General features: G+C 68.2%; 18 protein-coding genes. 12 read left to right on the top strand and 6 right to left on the bottom strand.

Annotated elements, in window-relative coordinates:
- Nucleotides 1-71: 71 nt before the first annotated feature.
- On the bottom strand, nt 72-887 hold the full coding sequence (locus tag SPI01S_RS23240) for a cold-shock protein (RefSeq protein WP_066721239.1): 816 nt from the start codon (nt 885-887) through the stop codon (nt 72-74).
- A 343-nt stretch (nt 888-1,230) separates the two neighbouring features.
- Here SPI01S_RS23240 and SPI01S_RS08705 point away from each other — a divergent pair, with 343 nt between their 5' ends.
- The 6 genes from SPI01S_RS08705 (at nt 1,231) to SPI01S_RS08680 (ending at nt 6,367) form a co-directional block, all read left to right on the top strand.
- The gene (locus tag SPI01S_RS08705; protein WP_066721237.1) at nt 1,231-1,851 is read left to right on the top strand and encodes a ribonuclease D; all 621 of its coding nucleotides are present in this window, start codon (nt 1,231-1,233) and stop codon (nt 1,849-1,851) included.
- Nucleotides 1,852-1,904: 53 nt separating this feature from the next.
- Nucleotides 1,905-2,549, top strand: a complete 645-nt coding sequence (gene lptC / locus SPI01S_RS08700) for an LPS export ABC transporter periplasmic protein LptC (RefSeq protein WP_066721235.1) — start codon at nt 1,905-1,907, stop codon at nt 2,547-2,549.
- Nucleotides 2,549-3,091, top strand: coding sequence for an LptA/OstA family protein (locus SPI01S_RS08695; protein WP_066721233.1), 543 nt, complete (start codon nt 2,549-2,551; stop codon nt 3,089-3,091). The genes lptC and SPI01S_RS08695 overlap by 1 nt, the downstream gene beginning before the upstream one ends.
- Before the next feature lie 125 nt (nt 3,092-3,216).
- On the top strand, nt 3,217-3,999 hold the full coding sequence (gene lptB, locus SPI01S_RS08690) for an LPS export ABC transporter ATP-binding protein (RefSeq protein WP_066721231.1): 783 nt from the start codon (nt 3,217-3,219) through the stop codon (nt 3,997-3,999).
- A gap of 5 nt (nt 4,000-4,004) precedes the next feature.
- Nucleotides 4,005-5,525, top strand: coding sequence for an RNA polymerase factor sigma-54 (gene rpoN / locus SPI01S_RS08685; RefSeq protein ID WP_066721229.1), 1,521 nt, complete (start codon nt 4,005-4,007; stop codon nt 5,523-5,525).
- Entirely contained in the window at nt 5,525-6,367 is an 843-nt protein-coding gene (locus SPI01S_RS08680) for an endonuclease/exonuclease/phosphatase family protein (protein WP_066721227.1), read from the top strand. The genes rpoN and SPI01S_RS08680 overlap by 1 nt, the downstream gene beginning before the upstream one ends.
- 7 nt (nt 6,368-6,374) lie before the next feature.
- Here SPI01S_RS08680 and SPI01S_RS08675 read toward each other — a convergent pair whose 3' ends face one another.
- The 3 genes from SPI01S_RS08675 to SPI01S_RS08665 all read right to left on the bottom strand — a co-directional run bounded on the left by SPI01S_RS08675 (nt 6,375) and on the right by SPI01S_RS08665 (nt 8,658).
- Entirely contained in the window at nt 6,375-6,842 is a 468-nt protein-coding gene (locus tag SPI01S_RS08675) for a hypothetical protein (RefSeq protein ID WP_066721225.1), read from the bottom strand.
- Nucleotides 6,843-7,043: 201 nt separating this feature from the next.
- Nucleotides 7,044-7,649, bottom strand: coding sequence for an SOUL family heme-binding protein (locus tag SPI01S_RS08670; protein WP_066721223.1), 606 nt, complete (start codon nt 7,647-7,649; stop codon nt 7,044-7,046).
- 13 nt (nt 7,650-7,662) lie between these two features.
- Entirely contained in the window at nt 7,663-8,658 is a 996-nt protein-coding gene (locus SPI01S_RS08665; protein ID WP_066721220.1) for a ligase-associated DNA damage response exonuclease, read from the bottom strand.
- 78 nt (nt 8,659-8,736) lie between these two features.
- Between SPI01S_RS08665 and SPI01S_RS22215 the strand changes: the two genes are divergently transcribed.
- The 5 genes from SPI01S_RS22215 to SPI01S_RS08645 all read left to right on the top strand — a co-directional run bounded on the left by SPI01S_RS22215 (nt 8,737) and on the right by SPI01S_RS08645 (nt 14,879).
- Nucleotides 8,737-8,910 carry a hypothetical protein gene (locus tag SPI01S_RS22215; protein WP_157084615.1) on the top strand — a complete coding sequence of 58 codons (174 nt, stop codon included), beginning with the start codon at nt 8,737-8,739 and terminating at the stop codon, nt 8,908-8,910.
- A 48-nt stretch (nt 8,911-8,958) separates the two neighbouring features.
- Nucleotides 8,959-11,451 (top strand): DNA topoisomerase (ATP-hydrolyzing) subunit B, encoded by a 2,493-nt coding sequence (gene gyrB, locus SPI01S_RS08660; RefSeq protein ID WP_066721482.1) that lies wholly within the window; start codon nt 8,959-8,961, stop codon nt 11,449-11,451.
- 120 nt (nt 11,452-11,571) lie between these two features.
- The gene (locus SPI01S_RS08655; protein WP_066721217.1) at nt 11,572-12,777 is read left to right on the top strand and encodes an acyltransferase family protein; all 1,206 of its coding nucleotides are present in this window, start codon (nt 11,572-11,574) and stop codon (nt 12,775-12,777) included.
- Between the two features lie 70 nt (nt 12,778-12,847).
- Complete coding sequence (locus tag SPI01S_RS08650) at nt 12,848-13,582, top strand: SDR family NAD(P)-dependent oxidoreductase (RefSeq protein ID WP_066721216.1); 735 nt, start codon at nt 12,848-12,850, stop codon at nt 13,580-13,582.
- Between the two features lie 37 nt (nt 13,583-13,619).
- Nucleotides 13,620-14,879 (top strand): DUF445 domain-containing protein, encoded by a 1,260-nt coding sequence (locus SPI01S_RS08645; protein WP_245653517.1) that lies wholly within the window; start codon nt 13,620-13,622, stop codon nt 14,877-14,879.
- A gap of 120 nt (nt 14,880-14,999) precedes the next feature.
- Here the strand turns inward: SPI01S_RS08645 and SPI01S_RS08640 are convergent, their stop codons facing one another.
- Together SPI01S_RS08640 and SPI01S_RS08635 are read right to left on the bottom strand one after the other, a co-directional pair.
- Nucleotides 15,000-15,218 (bottom strand): hypothetical protein, encoded by a 219-nt coding sequence (locus tag SPI01S_RS08640; protein ID WP_066721212.1) that lies wholly within the window; start codon nt 15,216-15,218, stop codon nt 15,000-15,002.
- Between the two features lie 65 nt (nt 15,219-15,283).
- Nucleotides 15,284-16,264 (bottom strand): SDR family oxidoreductase, encoded by a 981-nt coding sequence (locus SPI01S_RS08635; RefSeq protein WP_066721210.1) that lies wholly within the window; start codon nt 16,262-16,264, stop codon nt 15,284-15,286.
- A 149-nt stretch (nt 16,265-16,413) separates the two neighbouring features.
- On the opposite strand from SPI01S_RS08635, the gene SPI01S_RS08630 reads away from it, so the two are divergent.
- On the top strand, nt 16,414-17,244 hold the full coding sequence (locus tag SPI01S_RS08630) for an amidohydrolase family protein (protein ID WP_066721208.1): 831 nt from the start codon (nt 16,414-16,416) through the stop codon (nt 17,242-17,244).
- Nucleotides 17,245-17,276: the final 32 nt, after the last annotated feature.

Below are 17,276 nucleotides of genomic sequence, written 5' to 3'. Positions count from 1 at the left end.
ACTGCTTCCCGCAAACAAAAAGGCCGGGCGTCGCCGCCCGGCCTCTTCGATCCGTCAGTATCCCGTGCGGGTTACTGCTGCGGCGAAAGGTTCACCGCCGCGTACTTGCCGCGACGATCGACCTCCAGCTCGAACTCGAGCCGGTCGCCTTCGTTGAGCGTCGGCATGCCGGCGCGCTCGACGGCCGAGATGTGCACGAACGCATCGGGCTGTCCGTCATCGCGCTGGATGAAGCCGAAGCCCTTCATCGCGTTGAAGAACTTGACCGTGCCGGTCGCCTTCTCGCCGGTCAGCTGGCGCTGCGGGCCGCCACGCGGTGCACCGCGGTCGCCGCCGAAGCCGCCACCACCCTGTGCATCGTCGCGCGGTGCGCGCTCGGTGACGGCCATCGGCTCGCCGTCGATCTTCAGCGTGGTCGCAGAGATGCGGCCGCCACGATCGACGAGCGTGAAGCCGAGCGGCTGGCCTTCCGCCAGCGCGGTCAGGCCCGCCTGCTCGACCGCCGAGATGTGCACGAACACATCCTCGCCGCCGTCATCGCGAACGATGAAGCCGAAGCCCTTCTGCGCGTTGAAGAACTTTACGACGCCGGTGCCTTCGCCGATGACCTGGGGGGGCATGCCACCGCCGCCGCCGCCGCGGAAACCACCGCCGCCGCCGCCGCCGCCGAAGCCGCCACCACCGCCGCCGAAGCCGCCGCCGCTGCGGAAGCCGCCGCCACCGCCGCCGCCGAAGCCGCCACGATTGCCGCCACCGAAGCCGCCACGATCTTCGAAGCCACCGCCGCCGAAGCTGCTGCCGCCGCCGAAGTTATCGTCGCCGAAACCATCGCGCTTGTCCCTGCCGCGCCCACCGCGTTCACCGCGACGTCCTCTATCGAAACTCATGCCCTGTTCGTCTTCCCGGTTCGCCCTCAAACTACCAATCAAAACCGAGCGCCGGACGAAAAACGCAGGTCTTACGGCACTAACGTAGTGCCACAGTGCATGTCATACCCCAAAAAAATCGGGTGCGCGAACGAAAATCGCGCGCATGGCCGCTTTGCGGCAGGAAAGTGTCCGTTGCGACACGGTCTCGGCCCAAGCCGGCGACGAGCCGACCGATTCCCACGTCGGCTGGATCCAAGTCGACGCGTGAAGATCTGCCCTGGCAGCCCGAATCGACCATTGCAAAGCCGTGCAGACGCGGCAAAGCATTGAGGTGCGGCGCCAACCCCGCTACGCGGACGCGATGACCGTCCATTTCCACGAAGAAGACCTGCCCGAAGGCGTGTTCGCGCCCGGCGCCTCCATCGCTGTCGATACCGAGACGATGGGCCTGATCACCCCGCGCGACCGGCTGTGCCTGGTTCAGCTGTCGGACGGCTCGGGCGACGAGCATCTCGTGCGCTTCGGCCCGCAGTCCAATTATGCCGCGCCGAATCTCCGCGCCGTCCTGGCCGATCCGGAGCGACTGAAGCTCTATCATTTCGCCCGATTCGATCTCGCGGCGATTCGCTTCTATCTCGGCGTGACCGCCGGCCCGGTCTACTGCACCAAGATTGCCTCGCGGCTGGTGCGCACCTATACCGACCGCCACGGCCTGAAGGACCTGGCGCGCGAGCTGGTCGGTGCCGAAATCTCCAAGCAGCAGCAATCGTCCGACTGGGGCGGCCCCGATCTTTCCGACGCGCAGCGCGACTATGCCGCTTCGGATGTGCGCTTCCTCCACGCGATGAAGGTCGAGCTCGACAAGCGGCTCGAGCGCGAGGGCCGCGTGGAAATGGCGCAGGCCTGTTTCGACTTCCTGCCCTGGCGCGCCGAGCTCGACATCGCCGGCTGGCCCGAGGTGGATATCTTTGCCCATGCGTGATTGCGCGGATCGAGTGGTTGTCTCGGCCGTTTCGGCTTCCCACAAGGAAGCCCATGTCTGAGATCGCCGCCCGATTGCGCTCGCAGCGCCGCGCCTGGGCCCATCCCGGGAGCAACCACGACCGCGCCGTGCGCGTGGCGCTGGTACTGTTGCCGATCCTGATCGGCGCGCTGGCCGCGTTCCTGGTCAGCGCGCCCTTGTTCATGGGCGGCGACGTCAGCTTCGTGCTCGACAAGAACAAGGTGGCGATGTCGCCCGAGCGGTTGAAGATCGTCGCGGCGGATTATCGCGGCGAGGATGCCAAGGGCCGACAGTTCGAGCTGCACGCGGGTTCCGCCGTGCAGAAGAGCTCGGCCGAGCCGGTGGTGCAGCTCAACGAGCTCAACGCCCGGCTGAGCCTGACCGACGGCCCGGCCACGCTGGTGGCGAATCACGGGCGCTACAACCTCAACACCGATCAGATGATGATCGACGGCCCGATTCGCTTCCAGACGAGCGACGGCTATCTGCTCAACACCCATGACGCGACGCTCGACCTGAAGACGCGGCAGCTGGAAAGCGGCGGCGCGGTGACCGGCAACACGCCCACCGGCACCTTCCGTGCCGATCGCCTGCGGGCCGATCTCGACAAAAGGCTGATCTCGCTAGAAGGCAATGCGCACTTGCGGATGACGCCGAAGCCGGCAAGGAGGCCCTGATGACCCGCGCTCTCGCTCCGTTCGCCCTCGGCCTGCCGCTGCTGCTCGCCGCCGTTCCTGCCGCGGCGCAGGCCCGGCACGATTCGAACGCCCCGATCGATTTCGACGCCCGCAACATCCAGCTCGACGACAAGGCCAACCGCGCGATCCTGAGCGGCGGGGTCGTCATCAAGCAGTCGGACATGACGCTGCGCGCTGCGCGCGTGACGGTTGCGTACAGCGGCAGCGCGCTCAACGGCTCGCCCCAGGCCTCGCGGCTCGACGCGACCGGCGGCGTGACGGTGACGCGGCCGAACCAGACCGCGCGGTCCAGCTATGCGGTGTACGACGTCGATCGGCGGATCATCACGATGATCGGCAACGTCACGCTGCAGCAGGCAGGATCGAATGTCGCCAACGCAGCGGGGCCGCGGCTGACGATCAACCTCGATACCAGCCGCGCCACCTTCGGCGGCGCACCGGCCGGCCCGACGACGCAGAATTCGGGCGGTCGCGTGACCGGCCGCTTCTCCGTGCCCAACCGCGACGCGTCGAAGCAATAGGCCGGGGCATTGCCACGGTACGCCGTGCAAAGCCTTTTCTTCGCGCGCGTTATCATGCAGGAACCTTGCCAAGCGGCCACGCAGCGGGCGGGGACCAGACCAGCGTTTACCTAGCAGGAGCCGTCATGACCGACGTCGCCATCGCCGCCCCCGAAAGCTCCGCCCCGGATCCCGTGCCGCTGCCCGATCGCGGCCTCGCGGTCGTCTCGATCGCCAAGTCGTACGACAAGCGCACCGTGCTGACCGACGTGTCGGTCTCGGTCGGTCGTGGCGAGGTGATCGGCCTGCTCGGGCCGAACGGCGCGGGCAAGACCACCTGCTTCTATTCGGTGATGGGCCTGGTGAAGCCCGACAGCGGCCGCATCATGCTCGACGGCGAGGATATCACCCGCCTGCCGATGTATCGCCGCGCGATCCTGGGGCTGGGCTATCTGCCGCAGGAGACCTCGATCTTTCGCGGCCTCAGCGTCGAAAAGAACATCTCCGCGGTGCTGGAACTCGCCGAGCCCGATCGCGATGCGCGCCAGGCGCGGCTCGACGAGCTGCTCGACGAATTCGGCCTCACCCGGCTGCGCAACTCGGCGGCGATGGCGCTGTCGGGCGGCGAGCGGCGGCGGGCCGAAATCGCCCGCGCGCTGGCAGCCAACCCGACGATCATCCTGCTCGACGAGCCGTTCGCCGGCATCGACCCGATCTCGATCAGCGACATCCGCGACCTGGTGAAGCAGCTCAAGCAGCGCGGCATCGGCGTGCTGATCACCGACCACAATGTCCGCGAGACGCTCGAAATCGTCGATCGCGGCTATATCATCTATGACGGCCGGGTGCTGTTCGCCGGCTCGCCCGACGATCTGGTGCGCGACGAGAATGTCCGCCGCCTTTATCTCGGCGAGAGCTTCTCGCTCTAAATGCCATGAGTCTCGCGCCTCGCCTCGATCTGCGCCAGTCGCAATCGCTGGTGATGACGCCGCAGCTCCAGCAGGCGATCAAGCTGCTGGCGCTGTCGAACCTCGAGATCGAGACGTTCATCGCCGAGGAGGTCGAGCGCAACCCGCTGCTCGACGCGGGGGGCGGCGACGACGGGCCGCCCGAACCGGTGGAGGGCGGCGGTGACGAGTTCGAGGTTCGTGACGGCCCGGCCGACGCCAGCGAGCTGATCCTCGGTGGTGGCGAAGCGGCGGGGGAGGCTGCGCTCGACGTCGATCTCGCGACCGAAAGTTTCCACCATGATTCGGCCAGCGACTCGATCGGTGGGCTGGATGGCGGTCTGGGCATGAACGGCGCGGGCGCGGGCGCGGGCGCGGGCGGGTCGGAGGATGGGCCCGATCTCGACAGCATCGGAAGCGGCGACCTCACCCTTGCCGACCATCTGCTGGCCCAGGCCGGATCCACCGTGGCCGGACCCGACCTGTTCATCGCCCAGCACCTGATCGACCAGATCGACGAATGTGGGTACCTGACCATATCCTTGCGCGAGATCGCCGAGCGGCTGGGCGTGCCGCTCGCCCGGGTCGAGGCGGTGCTGGCGATCATCCAGACCTTCGATCCTACCGGCGTCGGCGCGCGCGATCTCGCCGAATGCCTGGCGCTCCAGGCCAAGGAGGCTGACCGCTACGATCCGTGCATGGCGCGGCTGATCGACAATCTCGAACTCGTCGCGCGCGGCGATCTCGTCCGGCTGCGCCGGATCTGCAACGTCGATGACGAGGATCTGGCGGACATGATCCGCGAGCTGCGCAGCTACGATCCCAAGCCCGGCTGCCGCTATGGCGGCGATCCGGTGCCCGCGGTGACGCCCGACCTGTTCGTCGCGCGGCGCGGCAATGGCTGGGCGGTGGAGATCAACGCGGCGACGCTGCCGCGGCTGCTGGTCAACCGGGCCTATTATGCCGAGGTTTCGGGGGGCAAGCAGGACAAGGCGAGCAAGGCCTGGCTGACCGACATGCTCGCCAGCGCCAACTGGCTGGTCAAGGCGCTCGACCAGCGGCAGCGGACGATCATCAAGGTGGCCAGCGAGATCGTGAAGCAGCAGGAAGGCTTTTTCCTGAAGGGCGTGGCGCATCTCCGCCCGCTGACGCTGCGCCAGGTGGCCGATGCGATCGAGATGCACGAATCGACGGTCAGCCGCGTCACCAGCAACAAATATCTCAGCTGCGCGCGCGGGCTGTTCGAACTGAAATATTTCTTCACTAGCGCGATCCAGTCGGCCGATGGCGGCGAGGCGGTTTCGGCCGAGGCGGTGAAGAGCGCGATCAAGACGCTGATCGCGGCGGAGGATCCCAAGAAGATCCTGTCCGACGACACGCTGGTCGAACTGCTCAACGCCAAGGGCTTCGACATCGCGCGCCGGACGGTAGCCAAATACCGCGAGGCGATGGGCATTGGCAGCTCGGTGCAACGCCGGCGCCAGAAGGCACTCGAAGGAGCGGGTTGATGAAACGGATCTGGGGTGTGGTGGCGGCGCTGGCCGCGATGCTGGCGTGCGCGCCGGCACTGGCGCAGGGCGCGCCCGCGCTCACGGTGATGAGCCTCAACATCCGCATGCCGAGCGACGGCGACGGCGCGAACCTGTGGGAAAAGCGCCGCGACCTCACCTTCACGACGATCCGCGCGGCGGACCCCGACCTGATCGGCACGCAGGAGCTGTTCCAGCGGCAGGGCGACGACGTGGTGAAGGCGCTGCCGCAGTATAGCTGGTTCGGTACCGATCGCTATGGCGGCCACAAGGACGAGCACATGGGCATCTTCTACCGGCGCGACCGGCTGAAGATTGTCGAGCAGGGACAGTTCTGGCTGTCGGACACGCCCGAAGTGCCGGGCAGCATCACCTGGGGCCATCCGCTGCCGCGCATGGTGAACTGGGCCACGTTCGAGACGCGCGAGGGCCGCCGCTTCCGCTTCTACAACACCCATTTCCCGTATCGCGACCAGGATGACGACGCCCGCACCCGCGGCGCCCAGCTGCTGGCCGATCGCATCGCCGCGGGGCCGAAGGACCTGCCGGTGATCGTCACCGGCGATTTCAACACCACCGCCGACAAGCCCGCCCATGCGGTGCTGACCAGGGCGCTGGCCGATGCATGGCTGGGCGGCGCGCCGCGACAGGGGCCGGACGTCACCTTCCACGGCTTCACCGGCAAGGGCGACCGCCGCATCGACTGGATCCTGACGCGCGGCGTGACCGTCGAGCGGGTCGCGACGATCGATACCCATCGGGGCGAGGTGTACCCGAGCGACCATTATCCGGTGGTGGCGCGGGTGCGGTTCGGGCGCTGAGCCGGGCTTAGCCCCCCGGGCGCAGGCCGCCTTCCATCAGCATCATCGTGATGCTGCCCATGTCGGTGTACTGCAGCACGCCCGCCAGCGTGCCGACGACGTTGGGATCCTGCGCCAGGTCCATCAGCGCGACACGGCCGAGCGCGGTAAAGCTGTTCTGCAGTGCGCCGGGGTCGCGCTTCATGCGGTCCATCGCTTCCACGCGGCAGTCGCGGGTGACGAGGCGGGTGATCAGCTGGCCGGCCTGCTGGCTGGCCTGGACGCGGCGGCCTTCGTCCACCTTCACCATGTCGCGCACCGCGGCGCTCTGGGCGACGGCGGTGAATACCCAGCGTACCAGCACGTCACGATCGGCGCGGCTGGTGCGTGCGCGCAGGCACTCGCCGAAGGGATCGCGCGCCTGGGCCTGCGCGGCCGGTGCTGCGAGGAAGGAACCAAAGGCCGCGGCGGCGGCGAGGATGGGGCGAATCTTCATGGGGATTCCGTTAGTAGAGGTCCGCGGCAAGATCGCGGCAGAAGGTTTGCGAGCGCCCACCCATCGATCGTCATCCCGGCGAAAGCCGGGATCCATTGGGGCCTCCGGACCGGGTCCTGCTGCGAGCGAGAGGCGAATGGATCCCGGCTTTCGCCGGGATGACGGATGGCAGAGATGGCGGGAGCCGCCACATCTCCGCAATTACAACGCGATCAGCACTTCGTTGCGGCGCAAGGGGCCGGGGATGAAGGGCGAGTTGTAGAAGGCATATTCCACTGCGCCGCCGTTGATCCCGCGTGCCGCCAGCCAATCGCGCAGCTCGGCCTCACGCTGGGCCAGCGCCGCGTCGTCGGGCGAGCCCGCGAAGCGCAGCACCGCGACGCGCCGCGCCGGGCGGGTGGTGAGATCGACATTGTCCGAAGGCTTGGGCAGCGTCGCCAGGGTGAACTTCGCCGGCATCACGAACTGCGTCCGCCAGCTGGCGTCCTGCCTGGCGCTCAGCACCGGGGCGGTCATCGAAATCCTCTCGCCGCCGCTGCCGCCATTGTCGCCGCGCCGCTTGGCGAAGATATAATCGGCGAGGCGGCCGAAGCCCGCATTCAGCGCCGCCTCGCGGGTGCCGATCGCACGCGTTTCCGCCACCACCAGCTCGGGATAGTCGCGGATCTCGAAGGCGCCGTCCCTTTCCACCAGCGTGAAGGGCGGCTGCTCGCTCGCCTTTTCGAACGCATAATAGGTCGCCGCTCCGGCGATCGCCGCACCGCCCAGCAGGCCGCCTATCCAGGCCCAGGTCTTGCCGTTCGCCATCGTCAAACCTCCCTCAATCGTCTTCGTCCTCGAACCCCGAAAGATCGAGCGCACGGGCGCGTATCTGCCGGAGCCTGCACCAATGTACCAGCGCATCCTCGCGGCCATGTGTCACCCACACTTCGCGCGGGGCCAGTTCCTCGATGGTGCGGGTCAGTTCGTCCCAATCGGCGTGGTCGGAGAGGATCAGCGGCAGCTCGACGTTGCGCTGGCGGGCGCGCTGGCGGACCCGCATCCAGCCGCTCGCCATCGCGGTGATCGGGTCGGGCAGTCGCCGCGACCAGCGATCGTTGAGCGCGCCGGGCGGGCAGAGGATGATCCGCCCTTCCAGTTCCTTCTTGGGCACGCCGGTGGCAGGGCGAAGTTCGCCCAACTCCACGCCATGCTGGGCATAGAGGTCGCACAGCGCCTGCAGCGCGCCGTGGATATAGATCGGGTCGTCGAACCCCATCGCGCGCAGTTCGGTGATCACGCGCTGGGCCTTGCCGAGCGCATAGGCGCCAACCAGCACGCAGCGCTCGGGCTCGGCACGCAGGGCGGCGAGCAGCTTGTCGATCTCGTCGGTCGTCTCGGGGTGGCGGAACACCGGCAGCCCGAAGGTCGCCTCGGTGATGAACACGTCGCACGGCACCGGCTGGAAGGGCGTGCAGGTCGGATCCGGCCGGCGCTTGTAATCACCCGACACGACGATCCGCTCGCCGGCATGGTCGAGCACCACCTGCGCGGAGCCCAGCACATGGCCGGCGGGGACGAAGCCCACCTCGATCGGGCCGAGCGTGATGCTTTCGCCATAGCCGACCGGGTGGCCGTTCTGCGGGCCGTAGCGCGCGGCCATGATCGCCAGCGTGCCCGGTGTCGCCCACACCTCGCCATGGCCGCCGCGCGCATGATCGGCATGGCCGTGCGTGATGATTGCCCGCGCGACCGGCTTGGACGGGTCGATCCACGCATCCGCATCCGGAAGGTAGATCCCGCTAGGATCGGGGGTGAGCCAGCTGCCGAGCGCCATGGGCCGCGATATGGGGGCGCGGGCGCGGATCGAAAGGGGCACCGGCTTCGTTGAACCAGGCAAAACGGGAGAGATGCCATGGACTTGTCGAGCATGCAGGGGCTGATGGTGATCATTGGCCCGATCGTTCTTGCCGCGGCGCTGATCTGGGCCATCGCGCGCAACCGCACCTCGAAGCGGCAGCTCGATGAAACGGAGGCAGCGACCCGCCGCAATTACGACGCGCAAGACGCGGAAGACCGGAACCGCTAACCACCCATTTTGCTTTCGTTCCGTGCCCTGAATCCCTATATCCTCGGCATGGCAGACACTCCCAAGACGAACGATCCCAACGCGAACGAATATGGCGCGGACTCGATCAAGGTCCTCAAGGGCCTGGATGCGGTCCGCAAGCGCCCCGGCATGTATATCGGCGACACCGACGACGGCTCGGGCCTGCACCACATGGTGTTCGAGGTTTCCGACAACGCGATCGACGAAGCGCTGGCCGGGCATTGCGACCTGATCCTGATCACGCTCAATCCGGACGGATCGGTCTCGGTCGAGGATAACGGCCGCGGCATCCCCACCGGCATCCACTCCGAAGAGGGCGTGTCCGCCGCCGAAGTGATCATGACCCAGCTCCATGCGGGCGGCAAGTTCGACAACACCTCGGATTCGAACGCCTACAAGGTCTCGGGCGGTCTGCACGGCGTGGGCGTGTCGGTCGTCAACGCGCTGAGCGAGTGGCTCGACCTCAACATCTGGCGCGACGGCGAGGAGCATTACATGCGCTTCCGCCACGGCGATGCCGAGGCGCCACTCAAGGTGATCGGCCCGGCCAACGGCAAGAAGGGCACGCGCGTGACCTTCCTCGCCAGCCCGGACACGTTCAAGATCACCGAGTACGACTTCGAGAAGCTCGAGCACCGCTACCGCGAGCTCGCCTTCCTCAATTCGGGCGTGCGGCTGTTCCTGCGCGACGCGCGGCACGAGGAAGTGAAGGAAATCGAGCTGTTCTACGAAGGCGGCATCGCCGCGTTCGTGAAGTATCTCGATCGCAACAAGGTCGCGCTGATGCCCGATCCGGTGGCGATCAGCGGCACCCGCGACGACGTGACGATCGACGTCGCGCTGGAGTGGAACGACAGCTATTACGAAAATGTCCTCTGCTTCACCAACAACATCCCCCAGCGTGACGGCGGCACCCACCTCGCGGCGTTCCGCGCGGCGCTGACCCGCACGCTCAACAACTATGCCGACAAGTCGGGGATGCTGAAGAAGGAGAAGGTCAGCCTCACCGGCGACGACATGCGCGAGGGCCTGACCGCGATCGTCTCGGTCAAGCTGCCGGACCCCAAGTTCAGCAGCCAGACCAAGGACAAGCTGGTCTCCTCCGAAGTCCGCCAGCCGCTCGAAAGCCTGATGGCCGACAAGCTGGCCGAGTGGCTGGAAGAGAATCCTGCCGTCGCGAAGCAGATCATCCAGAAGGTGATCGACGCCGCCGCCGCGCGCGAAGCCGCCAAGCGCGCCCGCGAGCTGACCCGGCGCAAGGGCGTGATGGACATCGCCAGCCTGCCCGGCAAGCTCGCCGACTGTCAGGAGCGTGATCCCGCCAAGTCCGAACTCTTCTTCGTCGAGGGTGACTCGGCCGGCGGATCGGCCAAGCAGGGCCGCGACCGCCATTTCCAGGCGATCCTGCCGCTGCGCGGCAAGATCCTCAACGTCGAGCGCGCGCGCTTCGACCGGATGCTCGCCAGCCGCGAAATCGGCACGATCATCACCGCGCTCGGCACCGGCATCCGCGACGATTTCAACATCGAGAAGCTGCGCTACCACAAGATCGTCATCATGACCGACGCCGACGTGGACGGCGCGCATATCCGCACGCTGCTGCTCACCTTCTTCTACCGCCAGATGCCCGAGATCATCACCAACGGGCACCTCTATATCGCCCAGCCGCCGCTGTATAAGGCGACCAAGGGCCGGTCCGAAGTGTATCTGAAGGACGATGCCGCGCTGGACCAGTATCTGGTCGATGCCGGCGTCGGCGGCACGGTGCTCGACACCAATGGCAGCCAGCGTTCGGGCGAGGACCTGCGCACGCTGGTCGAGCATGCCCGGCGCATGCGTACCCTCATGCGCTACGTGCCGCGCCGCTACGATCCGATGATCATCGAATCGCTGGCGCTGGGCGGCGCGCTCGATCCCTCGGTGAGCCGCGAGCGGCATGCCGAGGAGCTGAAGACGGTGGTCCACCGCCTCGACGCCGCCGATACCGAAGCCCGGTGGAGCGCGCGCATCACCGAGGATGGCGGCTATCATTTCGAACGGCTGTGGCGCGGCGTGACCGATCACCACATCGTCGAGGCGAACTTCCTCACCTCGGCCGAGGCGCGCAAGCTGCACACGCTGGCGAGCGAGCAGGCGGCGGCGTATCTCACGCCGTCCAAGCTCGTCTCCAACAAGGGCCTCGCGACGGACATCGACGCGCCGGTGCCGGAGGACGAGGCGCCGGTCGCGGTCGGCAAGGGCGAGAGCCTGGTGTCACGCCCGTCGCAGCTGCTCGACGCGATCCTCGCCTTCGGGCGCAAGGGCCTGGCCATCCAGCGCTACAAGGGTCTGGGCGAGATGAATGCGGAGCAGCTGTGGGAGACCACGCTCGATCCGCAGAACCGCTCGATGTTGCAGGTCGCCGTCGACCAGGCGGATGTCGCCGACGCGATCTTCACCCAGCTGATGGGCGACGTGGTCGAACCGCGCCGCGACTTCATCCAGGAGAATGCGCTCAGCGTCGCCAATCTCGACGTCTGATCGGTTTCTTCCGAAGTAGAAAAGCGCGCCGAGCCTCGGGCTTGGCGCGCTTTTTCTTTGTCGATCTTGTGCCCGTGCGGCAGCCCCTGCACAGTCCGCGAAACCGGGGGAGGAATCGCGATGCAGGACAGCACCGGGCGGCTCGATGTGCTGGACGTCTTTCGCGGGCTGGCGGTCGCCGGCATGATCCTCGTGACCAGCCCCGGCGACTGGATGCACAGCTATTGGTGGCTCCAGCACGCGCACTGGCAGGGCTGGACGCCCGCCGACATGGTCTTCCCCGGCTTCCTCGTCGCGGTGGGCGTCGCGCTCGGCCTGTCGTTCCCGCGTAACCTCTCCCGGCCCGGTGCCACGGGCGCGCTGTGGCGGCGCGTGCTGCGGCGGGTGGCCGGGCTGATCCTGCTCGGGCTGTTCGTGAATGTCCTCTACAGCCTCAAGATGCTCGATCACGCGCCGTGGATCGACTTTCCCGGCCTGGACATGGTGCGCCTCCCCGGCGTGCTCCAGCGGATCGCGCTCTGCTATCTGGCCGGCGTCGCACTGATCCTCGCCTTCCCGCAGCGCCTGCCGGACGGCAAGACCGATGCCGATCCGCGCGTGCTGCTGCTGGCCGCCGCCTTGCTGCTGATCGGCTATTGGCTGCTGCTGACCTTCGTGCCGGTGCCGGGCTACGGCGTCGGCCGGTTGGATCAGGAGGGGAACCTTGCCGCTTATATCGACCGCGCACTGTTCACCGTGCCGCATCTCTGGCCGCTCGGCGCGGTGCAATGGGCGGGGCCGGTGGTCTACGATCCGGAAGGGTTGCTGGCGACGCTGCCGGCGATCGTGAACGTACTGGCGGGCATCCTCGCCGCACGGGCGCTGCGGCGCGGGCCGGACCTCGCGGCGTTGCTGCCCCTGCTCGGTGCCGGCGCGGCGCTGGTAGCGGCCGGGCTGCTGCTCGATCCGCTGATCCCGATCATCAAGCCGCTGTGGACGAGCAGCTTTGCACTGCTCAGCAGCGGCGTATCGCTGATCGTGCTGGCGGTGCTCTCGGGCGCGCTGCAGAGCCGGGCGGTGGCCACGCTGTTCACCCCGGTCCGGGTCCTTGGCACCAATGCGGTGCTCGGCTTCCTGCTCTCGGTCGTGATGGCCAAGATCGGCGAGGCGCCCTGGGTGCCCGGCCCCGCGGGCCCGATCACCCCGCAAGCCTGGGGCTTCGGCATCGCCTCCCGCCTGTCCGCCGATCCGACCGTCGCCTCCACCGCCTGCGCTTTCGGCGTGGTCGGCATCATCGTCGCCTGCCTCTGGCCGCTGCACCGGCGCAACTGGCGCTTCCGGCTGTGATCCGCAAAAAGCTGATCCAAACCGCCTGCGTCCGCGTATAGACAGGCGAAACGTCATTCCAGGAGTTGCCATGCCTACCGTACTCATCACCGGCGCCACCGCCGGGATCGGCGAAGCTTCGGTCCGCGCCTTTGCCGATGCCGGCTGGCATGTGGTGGCGACCGGCCGCCGCGCCGATCGGCTCGAGAAGCTTGCCGGCGAGCGCGTCCACACCCTCGCCTTCGACGTGCGCGACGACGCCGCCCGCGACGCCGCGCTGGCCAGCCTGCCCGCGCCGTTCTCGGACATCGACCTGCTGATCAACAATGCCGGCCTCGCGCTGGGGCTGGAGCCGGCGCACAAGGCGTCGCTCGAGAACTGGCAGACGATGATCGACACCAACATCACCGCGCTCGTCTCGATCACCCACAAGCTCCTGCCCGGGCTGGTCGCGCGCAAGGGCGGCATCATCAACCTGTCGTCGGTCGCCGCCACCTATCCCTATCCGGGCGGCAATGTGTACGGCGCGACCAAGGCGTTCGTCCGCCAGTTCACGCTCAACCTGCGCGCCGACCTGATCGGCACCGGGGTGCGCGTCACTTCGATCGAGCCGGGCATGGTCGAGACGGAATTCACCCTGGTCCGTTCCGGCAGCCAGGAATTTTCGGACCAGGTCTACAAGGGCGTCAACCCGATGACCGCCGAGGATATCGCCGAGACGATGCTGTGGGTGGCGACGCTGCCGCCGCACTTCGCCGTCAACACGCTGGAACTGATGCCGGTGAACCAGGGCAACGGCCCGTTCGCGGTGCATCGCGAAGGCTGAGCGGAGCGGACGGGGCCTTCCCGGCGTTGCACCTGCCATGAGCCTTACCCCCCGCCTTCGAACCGATCCTCCGCCCGCCGGCCTGCGCCGGATGCGGATGGTCGCGACCGGGCTGCTGCTGGCGATGGCGGCGCTGTTCCTCGTCGCGCGCCATTTCCAGGGACTGCATCCGGCGCTGCCCTTCGTCCGCGCCTTTGCCGAGGCGGCGATGGTCGGCGGGCTGGCCGACTGGTTCGCGGTGACGGCGCTGTTCCGCCACCCGCTCCATTTGCCGATCCCGCACACCGCGATCATCCCGCGCAACAAGGATCGCATCGCCGAGACGCTGGGCCAGTTCCTCCGCGCCAATTTCCTGATCCCCCGCGTGGTGGCGCGGCGGATGCAGCGGCTCGACGTCGCGGCGGCTGCCGGGCGCTGGCTGGCGGCGCCGTCGCACGGCACCGGCCGGATCGGCGCGGGCGCATCACGGCTGGCGGCAAACGTCCTCGAATCGCTCGATCAGGAGCGGCTGGGCGGCATGGTGAAGGGCGCGATCGCGAGCCGGCTGCGCGCGATCGACGTGGCGCCGCTGTTCGGCCAGGCGCTGGCGGCGGCGATCGCCAATGGCCGACACCTGCCGCTGCTCGATTCGATGATCCGCGGCGGCGCGCGCATCCTGGAGGCGAACGAGCACCTCATCCGCGAGATGGTCCATGCCCGCGCCGGTTCGGTGATGCGCTGGACCGGGCTCGACGAGACGCTGGCGACGAAGATCATCGAGGGGCTGAAGAAGCTGATCGACGAGATGGCCGAGGATCCCGAGCACCCCGTCCGCGCCAAGGTGGAGGAGGGGCTGGAGAGCCTCGCCGACCGGCTCCAGCACGATCCCGAGCTCCAGGCGCGGGTCGAGAGCTTCAAGCTGGAAATGCTGGAGAATGCCGGCTTCCAGCGCTGGGTGGAAGGAATGTGGGAGCAGAGCCGCGCGGCGATGCTGCGGCTGGCGCGCGATCCCGAGCGTGCACTGGGCGGCCGGATGGGCGAGGCGCTGCGCCAGTTCGGCGGCACGCTGCAGACCGACGCCAGGCTCGCGCGGACGATCAACCGCTTCGTGCGGCGCTCGGCAGTGGGTGCGGCGTCGGACTATGGCGACGGCATCGTCCGGCTGGTCTCCGACACGATCCGCGGCTGGGACGCGCAGACCGTCACCTCGCGGCTGGAAAATGCGGTGGGTCGCGACCTGCAATATATCCGGATCAACGGTACCGTCGTCGGCGGGCTGGTCGGCGTGGCGATCCACGCGGTCGACGTGCTGCTGTAAGCTGTCTCAAGCCCTTCCTCCTTGGAGGGGGGGCGGGGTGGCGGAATTCCAGACGCTTGTCGGTCCCGGTGATACACGGCCCCGCCCCAACCCCTCCCTGAAGGGGAGAGGCCTGTCGGGTTACGACGGGTGCGCTTCGGGCTCGGCTTCGGCGTCGCCGCCGTCACCCAGCTGCTCCACCTCGACACACGGATCTTCTTCCCCGGTCATCGGGATACCTTCCGAATCGTCCCCGGCCAGCGCATCCAGCCGCCCGTCGCGCGGCGGGGCGCCCTGGGCGTCCACGGCATGGGCGTGGCGTTCGGTCTCGGTGCGGTCGCGCGTCGGATTGGTGGTCATCGGCATTCCTCTCCACTCGGAGTCGAGGCGACGAACATAGCGCGGCTTGGTTCCGCGCGCGACGCTCAGCCCTGCGCTGCGGTGCGGCGGCGGAGCAGCGCGGCACCGCCCAGCGCGAGCACGGTCCCGCTCGCGAGCAGCAGCGGCAGGCGGCGCGTCAGCGGCTTGCGGAAGCCGCCGTCGACGCGGGGCGTATCGCCGGGCGGCTGGAACAGGTTGCCCTCCCTCACTGCGGCCGGCCGGGCCTGGGCGAAATAGCCCTCGAACCAGCGATCGACGATCTTCAGGCTCAGCGTCGGTGCCAGCGCATGGCCGATCCGCGCCGCCCAGTTCTGTGCACCGACCAGCGTGGTCGCGCGCGGATGGTCGGCGAGGCGCACCACCGCCGCCGCGACGCGGCGGGGATCGAGCAGCGGCGTCGGGGGATGGATCGCCTTGCCGGTATAGTTGCCGGCATGCTCCAGCGCCGGCGTGTCGACCAGCGCCGGGTAGACGTCGCAGATATGGATGTGCGGCTGTGCCGCCATTTCCGCGCGCAGGGCTTCGGAAAGCCCCTTGAGACCGAACTTGCTCGCCGAATAGGCGGCGGCGAGCGGCGCGGCGGCAAAGCCGACCATCGAGATCATGTTGACGAACACGCCCTGGCCCTGCCGCAGGAAGATCGGCAGCGCGGCATGCGCCTCGTACAGATGGCCGAGCAGGTTTGATCGAAGCACCTGTTCGTGCGCCTCGACCGGCACCTCCTCGAACCGTCCGACCGCGCCGACGCCGACATTGGCGAACCACAGGTCGATCGTGCCGCCGAACGCCTGCGCGGCCTCGGCGAGGGCCAGCACGGCGGCATTGTCGCCGATATCGGTGGGCACCACCTGCACCTGGGCCCCGGTGGCGCGCAGATCCCCGGCAAGCGCCTCCAGCGCCGCTGCGTCGCGCGCGGCGAGCACCAGCCGCCAGCCATGCTCGGCGAACAGCTCGGCCGTGGCGCGGCCGATGCCGCTGGAGGCGCCGGTGATCACCGCAGTGCGGTTGGAAGTCGTCGTCGCCATGAACCATCTCCGGGGCAGCCGGCGCGAAACGCGCCGTGCCGCTGGATCAACCGGATTGGCGGGCAGGGGTTGCAGGCCTTTCGAAACAAAGCCTTGCGGCGGATGGCGGCGCGCTTCCCGAGATGCGTCGGGTTCGGCTATGCAGGGGCATGCGGATCGATGCTCACCACCACCTGTGGCACTATACCTCCGAAGCGTTCGGCTGGATCGAACCCGGCAGTGCGATTGCGCGGGATTTCGACACCGACGATCTTGCCCGCGAGATGCAGGCAGCCGGCGTCGACCGTGCGATCGCGGTGCAGGCGCGGCAGAGCGACGCGGAAACCGCCTTCCTCCTCGACTGCGCCGCCCGCCAGCCCGCCATCGCCGGCGTGGTCGGCTGGATCGACCTACGCGCGCCCGATGTCGCCGAGCGGGTCGCCGCGCGCCCGGCGGGGCCGATCCTTGGCTACCGCCACGTCGTGCAGGACGAGCCCGACGCCGATTTCCTGCTGGGCGAGGCGTTCGTGGCGGGCGTGCGCGCAGTACTCGCCGCCGGGCTCAGCTATGACGTGCTCGTGAACGGCGCGCAGCTCGGCACCCTGCCGGCGTTCCTTGCGCGCTGCGGCGAGGGTCGGCTGATCCTCGACCACGCCGCCAAGCCGGACATCGCCGCGGGCGCCTGGCAGCCCTGGGCCGAGCAGATTGCGGCCGCCGCGCGCCACCCGACGCTGTTCTGCAAGGTCTCCGGCCTGATCACCGAGGCGGCGCGCGACTGGCAGCCGAGCGACTTCGAACGCTATCTCGACCACGTCTTCGCCTGCTTCGGCCCCGATCGCATCCTGTGGGGATCGGACTGGCCCGTCTGCGAACTCGCCGGCCGCTATGGCGACACGCACGACCTCATCGCCCGCTACGTCACCCGGCACTGCCCGGAGGCCGAAGCGGCGGTGTTCGGCGGCAATGCGATCCGCGCCTACGAACTGCGTCCGCTCATTTAGAAAACCGACTTGCATATATGCGAACGGCCATG

It is taken from the genome of Sphingomonas pituitosa NBRC 102491 (assembly GCF_001598435.1).
Lineage (GTDB): Bacteria > Pseudomonadota > Alphaproteobacteria > Sphingomonadales > Sphingomonadaceae > Sphingomonas > Sphingomonas pituitosa.
Note: the sequence above shows the minus strand (reverse complement) of the source record. Positions and strands in the feature narration are given on the sequence as shown.

Coding starts and splice junctions, on each gene's coding strand:
- SPI01S_RS23240 (WP_066721239.1), bottom strand. CDS start 887: ATGAGTTTCGATAGAGGACGTCGCGGTGAACGCGGTGGGCGCGGCAGG.
- SPI01S_RS08705 (WP_066721237.1), top strand. CDS start 1,231: ATGACCGTCCATTTCCACGAAGAAGACCTGCCCGAAGGCGTGTTCGCG.
- lptC (WP_066721235.1), top strand. CDS start 1,905: ATGTCTGAGATCGCCGCCCGATTGCGCTCGCAGCGCCGCGCCTGGGCC.
- SPI01S_RS08695 (WP_066721233.1), top strand. CDS start 2,549: ATGACCCGCGCTCTCGCTCCGTTCGCCCTCGGCCTGCCGCTGCTGCTC.
- lptB (WP_066721231.1), top strand. CDS start 3,217: ATGACCGACGTCGCCATCGCCGCCCCCGAAAGCTCCGCCCCGGATCCC.
- rpoN (WP_066721229.1), top strand. CDS start 4,005: ATGAGTCTCGCGCCTCGCCTCGATCTGCGCCAGTCGCAATCGCTGGTG.
- SPI01S_RS08680 (WP_066721227.1), top strand. CDS start 5,525: ATGAAACGGATCTGGGGTGTGGTGGCGGCGCTGGCCGCGATGCTGGCG.
- SPI01S_RS08675 (WP_066721225.1), bottom strand. CDS start 6,842: ATGAAGATTCGCCCCATCCTCGCCGCCGCCGCGGCCTTTGGTTCCTTC.
- SPI01S_RS08670 (WP_066721223.1), bottom strand. CDS start 7,649: ATGGCGAACGGCAAGACCTGGGCCTGGATAGGCGGCCTGCTGGGCGGT.
- SPI01S_RS08665 (WP_066721220.1), bottom strand. CDS start 8,658: ATGGCGCTCGGCAGCTGGCTCACCCCCGATCCTAGCGGGATCTACCTT.
- SPI01S_RS22215 (WP_157084615.1), top strand. CDS start 8,737: ATGGACTTGTCGAGCATGCAGGGGCTGATGGTGATCATTGGCCCGATC.
- gyrB (WP_066721482.1), top strand. CDS start 8,959: ATGGCAGACACTCCCAAGACGAACGATCCCAACGCGAACGAATATGGC.
- SPI01S_RS08655 (WP_066721217.1), top strand. CDS start 11,572: ATGCAGGACAGCACCGGGCGGCTCGATGTGCTGGACGTCTTTCGCGGG.
- SPI01S_RS08650 (WP_066721216.1), top strand. CDS start 12,848: ATGCCTACCGTACTCATCACCGGCGCCACCGCCGGGATCGGCGAAGCT.
- SPI01S_RS08645 (WP_245653517.1), top strand. CDS start 13,620: ATGAGCCTTACCCCCCGCCTTCGAACCGATCCTCCGCCCGCCGGCCTG.
- SPI01S_RS08640 (WP_066721212.1), bottom strand. CDS start 15,218: ATGACCACCAATCCGACGCGCGACCGCACCGAGACCGAACGCCACGCC.
- SPI01S_RS08635 (WP_066721210.1), bottom strand. CDS start 16,264: ATGGCGACGACGACTTCCAACCGCACTGCGGTGATCACCGGCGCCTCC.
- SPI01S_RS08630 (WP_066721208.1), top strand. CDS start 16,414: ATGCGGATCGATGCTCACCACCACCTGTGGCACTATACCTCCGAAGCG.